Annotated in this window: 6 protein-coding genes; 3 read left to right on the top strand and 3 right to left on the bottom strand. The window is 58.8% G+C overall.

Features of this window, described 5'->3' with window-relative positions:
- Positions 1 to 65 precede the first annotated feature (65 nt).
- The 3 genes from AC11W3_RS20625 to AC11W3_RS20615 all read right to left on the bottom strand — a co-directional run bounded on the left by AC11W3_RS20625 (position 66) and on the right by AC11W3_RS20615 (position 2550).
- Entirely contained in the window at positions 66 to 893 is an 828-nt protein-coding gene (locus AC11W3_RS20625; protein WP_484088771.1) for a nitroreductase family protein, read from the bottom strand.
- Positions 894 to 928: 35 nt separating this feature from the next.
- Positions 929 to 1219, bottom strand: a complete 291-nt coding sequence (locus AC11W3_RS20620) for a putative quinol monooxygenase (RefSeq protein ID WP_484088772.1) — start codon at positions 1217 to 1219, stop codon at positions 929 to 931.
- A gap of 233 nt (positions 1220 to 1452) precedes the next feature.
- Complete coding sequence (locus AC11W3_RS20615; RefSeq protein WP_484093681.1) at positions 1453 to 2550, bottom strand: NADH:flavin oxidoreductase; 1098 nt, start codon at positions 2548 to 2550, stop codon at positions 1453 to 1455.
- Positions 2551 to 2748: 198 nt separating this feature from the next.
- Here AC11W3_RS20615 and AC11W3_RS20610 point away from each other — a divergent pair, with 198 nt between their 5' ends.
- The 3 genes from AC11W3_RS20610 (at position 2749) to AC11W3_RS20600 (ending at position 4921) form a co-directional block, all read left to right on the top strand.
- On the top strand, positions 2749 to 3099 hold the full coding sequence (locus AC11W3_RS20610; RefSeq protein WP_484088774.1) for a winged helix-turn-helix transcriptional regulator: 351 nt from the start codon (positions 2749 to 2751) through the stop codon (positions 3097 to 3099).
- A gap of 70 nt (positions 3100 to 3169) precedes the next feature.
- Entirely contained in the window at positions 3170 to 3442 is a 273-nt protein-coding gene (locus AC11W3_RS20605) for a hypothetical protein (protein WP_484088775.1), read from the top strand.
- 156 nt (positions 3443 to 3598) lie between these two features.
- Positions 3599 to 4921 (top strand): MATE family efflux transporter, encoded by a 1323-nt coding sequence (locus AC11W3_RS20600; RefSeq protein WP_484093680.1) that lies wholly within the window; start codon positions 3599 to 3601, stop codon positions 4919 to 4921.
- The last annotated feature ends 206 nt before the right edge of the window (positions 4922 to 5127 follow it).

Below are 5127 nucleotides of genomic sequence, written 5' to 3'. Positions count from 1 at the left end.
TGTAATGTGTAGGTTCTTCACCTAGTTTCGTTTCTCTCCTCGTTTGGTAATAAGCGAACCCGTGCCTACCAGGTGACCCGGGATATGGTGGCCGGCGGATGTTGCACTGTACGGCGGTAGCTGATCGCCGGTCTGCCGAAGGCCATGACGTAGCCGATCAGGTGGTTTTCCGGAATACCCAGCTTCACCCGCAATTCCGGAAGCAGATCGCTGAAGAGCCACCGGGCCATCCCCTCCCACACGGTCCCTACGCCCAGGCTCTGTGCGAAGATCTCGAAATAGGAGAGAGCTATCAGGCAGTCTGCTTCGGGTGTAGGGCAGTCCCGAGGAGCCGAGGCGATAATGAGGTGGGGGGCACCACGGTAGATGGTATCGACCCCATCCTCTTCCCAGGCTCGGACACAGTCGTTGAAGTATTCCCGCCGCGTTGGCAGCTTCCCTTCCCGGCCGAGGGTGGAAAGCCTCTGCATTGTCTCCAGGCGCAGCTTGTTCATGACCTGGAGATCATCAACCACGGTGAAGAGTACCTGCCGGGAGTTGACTCCCGTCGGAGCGTAATTGGCGGTTTCAATCAGTCTCAGCAGCAGCTCCGGTGGCAGGTTTTCGCTGCGAAAACGGCGTACCGATCGTCTTGCCCTGATCAACTGCTCCAGTTGGTCCGGATCCGGCAGGTTCTCAGAAAGAGGTACACTCTCCTCCGGCTTCCTCCCGAGGATCGACAGGGCGCCCGTCGGGCACACCGCCAGACAGTGCTGGCATTTGAAGCAAGAGTTTTCTTTTTCCGTGGCAATGGATGGATACGCTCCATCCATTGCGATGACGCGCGCCGGACAATCCAGCGCGCACTGGTTACAGCTGATGCATTTCAGCTGATCTATCGTGAATGCAAGCATCTGCTCCTCCTATTTCGGCATATTCAGTGGCGGCCTCATTCTATGACGGTCAGTCTGTTGACCACCCTTTCTTCTGTCAGGCCGGAGATCGCGCTGACGTAGGCTTTGTAGTGATCCGTCTTCGTGTGCCTGACGAGGAAGTCTTCACTCTCCCAGGTTTCATAAAATATGAAAACGGCAGGATCGCTGATGTCCTGGTGCAGCCGGTACTCCAGGCATCCATCCTCTCTTCTTGTCGGTGCGATCAGCTTGAGGAGTTCCCCTTTGACAATTTCCACCGATTCCTTCTTAGCCACGATCTTTGCCACCACGGTCAATCTGGTCATCTTCGCCCATCCTCCTTTTTAATTCGGAACTATGTCCAAAACAAAGGTACTGTAGCACCATAGGACCTTCCCCCTTTGAAAAAGGGGGATCGAGTGGGATTTTGCCAGCTCAAACAAACCAAATCCCCCCTTCCCCCCTTTGTCAAGGGGGGGGAAATGCACAACCTTTTTTGGGATATAGTCCCGTTTTAATTACCTGCGTCTCGACTCCATCAGATAAGTCCTTCAGTCCTTCAGTTCGCCCGGCCGCGAAGGACGCAGACATTTCCGCCGGGGTTCATCCTGTGACAGCCGTTGCACGAGATGCACGCGGCGGCGGTACGGTCTCCTTCCCGCCAGCGAGTGGGCAGGTTCGGTTCAGCCAGGAGCGGGCGCGACAGGGCGAAGTACTCGATGGCGGTCGTCTCCAGCAGCCGGTCCAGTACCTCGGGCGAGCGCAGCCCCCCGACGACGATGATCGGGGCAGTCAGTTCCTCCGCCAGCATTGCGGCGTAAGAAGCGTGGTACGCCTCTTTGTCCGGCGCGTCTATCCTGGGCCGCGACGGCCCCCGCTTGCCTGAGGCGGCCCCGCCCCCGCTGATTTCTATGGCATCTATTCCCTGCTCGGCGAGTTGCCGGCAGACATACCGGCAGTCTTCAAAGACGGCGCCGTTATCGATGAAATCCTCGGCGTTGATCTTGATCATCACCGGGAAATCTGCGCCCACACGCCGGCGGATCTCGGCGTAGACCTCCTGGAATATGCGGGCACGGTTGGGCAGTGAGCCGCCGTACTCGTCGGTGCGTCGGTTGTAGTGGGGGCTCAAAAACTGGCTGAGCAGGTAGCTGTGGGCGCCGTGGAACTCCACGCCGTCGAAGTTCGCCGCCTTGGCCCGGATAGCGGCGTCGCCAAAGGCCTTAACGAGGGTGCGGATGTCCTCGCGACTCATGGGGGTTGCGACCACCCCGGTTGCCAGGTCGGCGACATCGGAAGGGCCCCAGATGACGCGGCCCTCGGGGGGATAGTTGGTCTGGGTGCCGCCATAGGCGATCTGCATGACGATGCGGCTGCCGTGGCTGTGCACCATCTCGGTAAGACGACAGTACTCTTCGATGAAGCTGTCGGCGTAGATGCCCATCATGCCGGGGTTGGGCTGCTCCTGCTCGAGCACGAATGCGTAACCGGTGATAATCATCCCTACCCCGCCCCGGGCCAGATTCTCGTATACCCCGAAAAGCTTGTCGGTCAGGTGTCCCTTGGCGTCGGCCATGTTCTCCCAGGTTGCGCTGCGGACCAGCCGGTTTTTAAGGGTCATGCCGTTAATGGTAGTTTCGTCGAATATGGTTCTCATCTTGCCCCCAAGAGATTTTTCGGTGTCGTCGAGTCAGGCGGATAAATGCGGTATGAGTTGATTTCCCCTTTCCCTCGCCGAAATTTTAGGCTACATTCCTCCATGCGCGACATTTCGTCAATAACGTACTTTTTCGGTACGTAGTACCCATTTACACACGTAGTATCTTTTTAGGAACCTAAGGAATAGGAAGGCGACATGGAGCAGACGCTAGAGACGGAAGAGCAACTGGTATACCGCGAAAAGGTTTACAACTGCGGCATCAATGTCACCCTCGCCGTGGTGGGCGGCAAATGGAAGGCGTCGATCCTTTGGCATCTGGCACAGGAGATCATGCGCTTTTCGGATCTGCAGCGGCAATTCCCCGACACCACCAGGAAGATGCTCACCCAGCAGTTGCGCGAGTTGGAGACAGACGGACTGGTGCACCGCAAGGTCTATCCCCAGGTCCCTCCCAAGGTCGAGTATTCCCTGACCGAAAAGGGAAAAAGCGCCATCCCGATCCTGAACCTCATGTGTGAGTGGGGAAAGATTTATTTACGCGACTGACGTCGGGGGAGAAATATGCTGGCCCCGATTGCTTAAGAGTTGTACTTTACATACGACACAGAGGGAAGCAATGTCTAAACGCGGGAAGCAGAAAAAAGCTGAGAATGTCGAAAAGCGGAAGCTTCAGATGGAAGAAGCCGTCGAATGCCTCGCCATCAAGCAGGCTGCCGAGAAGCAGATGGCGTTTGCCGTCAAGAGGAAACCGAAGCAGTGCACCTTCCGATACTGCCTTAGGTACGTCGACCCGTCCTGCACCGTTTGCCCCTACTGCGGCACCCCCTTGCCAGCCGGGGAACCATCGGCACCTGGTTCTTCTCCCAGACCGATGCTGCAGGGATGTTGAACGCTCCACCATTGGTACCACCCAACTCTACAGATCAAGTACGTCCGGTTACCCGTCGCTGCCAATCTCACCTGGGTTGACGCGACCGGGAGCCTGGCCCTTACGGACTCCATGAAATTCCATCACATACCCCGCTTACTGAAGCTCGCAGCCCCGATGATCCTGTCGACTTCGGCCATCACCATCATGCAGATCGTGGACACCATCATCCTGTCGAGGCATTCGAGCGAAGCCGTCGCGGCCATCGGGCCTTCGGGCATGGCAGTGATCCTTTTCCAGGGTTTCCTCTTCGGCACCGCCGGGTATGCCGGTACCTTCGTCGCCCACAGTCACGGTCGCGGCGATGCCGGTGGCGTCCGCTCATCCGCCTGGCTCGGCATTTACACCTCGCTCGCCGCCGGGATCGCGGCTCTGGCGGCAGCTTGGCCGATAGCGAAACTCTTTCATTTCGCGGGTCACGCTCCCCAGGTCGCCAGTAACGAGAGTACCTATTTCTGGATCTGCATGGCCGGGTCATTCTTCCCCGTGCTCGGCTCCGCCTTGGCTGGATGGCTGTCAGGGATAGGTCGTCCCGTCATCGTCACGGCGGTGACTTTCGTTTCTATCGCCGTCAATGCCGTGCTCGCCTGGGGACTGGTGCCGGGGATATGGGGTCTGCCTCGCATGGGGATTGGGGGAGCGGCGCTGGCGACTGTCATCGCCCAGATGACAGCCGCAATCCTCTATCTCCTGGTCTTTGCCAGGTCAGGCGGCCTTGCCGACTCCAAGGCGAGGCGGCTCGACTGGGTGGAGCTTCGCCGCTTTCTCTTGCTCTCCATGCCGTTTGGATTGCGGATCAGCGTGGAAGTCGCCGCCTGGACGATATTCATGGTCGTGGTCGGTCGGCTGGGGACGGTGGAACTGGCGGCAACCAGCATCGCCTTCCGCATCAACGGGACCGCGTTCTTTCCGGCTTTGGGACTTGGGCAGGCGGCAGGGATACTGGTGGGGCATGCTCGCGGGGCAGGAGATGACGATGACATACCCGCCATTGCCTTCCAGACACTCTTCGTCTGCGAGATCTGGATGCTGGCGATGGCAACGCTCTTCGCGGCGGCTTCTGCGCCGCTCATGTCCATCTTCGCCGGTACCGGTCCGGACAGCGCTAAGATCGTGGAGACCGGCGCACTCATCATGAAATTCGTGGCGTTCTACTGCCTCTTCGATGCCGCCAACGTCATCATCGGCTGCGTGCTGGCATCCGCCGGGGACACCCGGTGGCTCGCCCGCACCTACCTCGTATGTTCCGGAGTATTTCTGTCCTTGCTTTGGCTGGTGGTCAAGGTGATGCCCGGTCTCGTCACCGAATGGACGCTGGCCACGGTCTTCGTACTGGCCACGGCGCTGATCTGGTGGGTTCGCTTCCGGGCGGGGGCGTGGAGAAAGGTGCAGGTGCTGCAGGATTCGGCCGAGTTGCAACCGGAATGCCTTCGACCTTGATACTCCGCCGGCATGCTCATTCCTGACCCTTAGGCCCGCGGTTCGGCCCTCCCACGATCAGGGAACCGGTCCCGCAAGACTTACATCTTCCTGCTGTCATAGGCCCAGTGCAACAGGGCCTGGCGCTGTTTCCGGCGGCAGCCGAGATCACCTTTCCTGCAGTTCTTCTTCAACTGCGAGATGTGCCTCTTCATGGCTTTCCACCT

This window comes from Geomonas sp. (assembly GCF_056994735.1).
The sequence above is the reverse complement of the archived record's forward strand: the minus strand, read 5'-3'. Positions and strand labels throughout refer to the sequence as shown.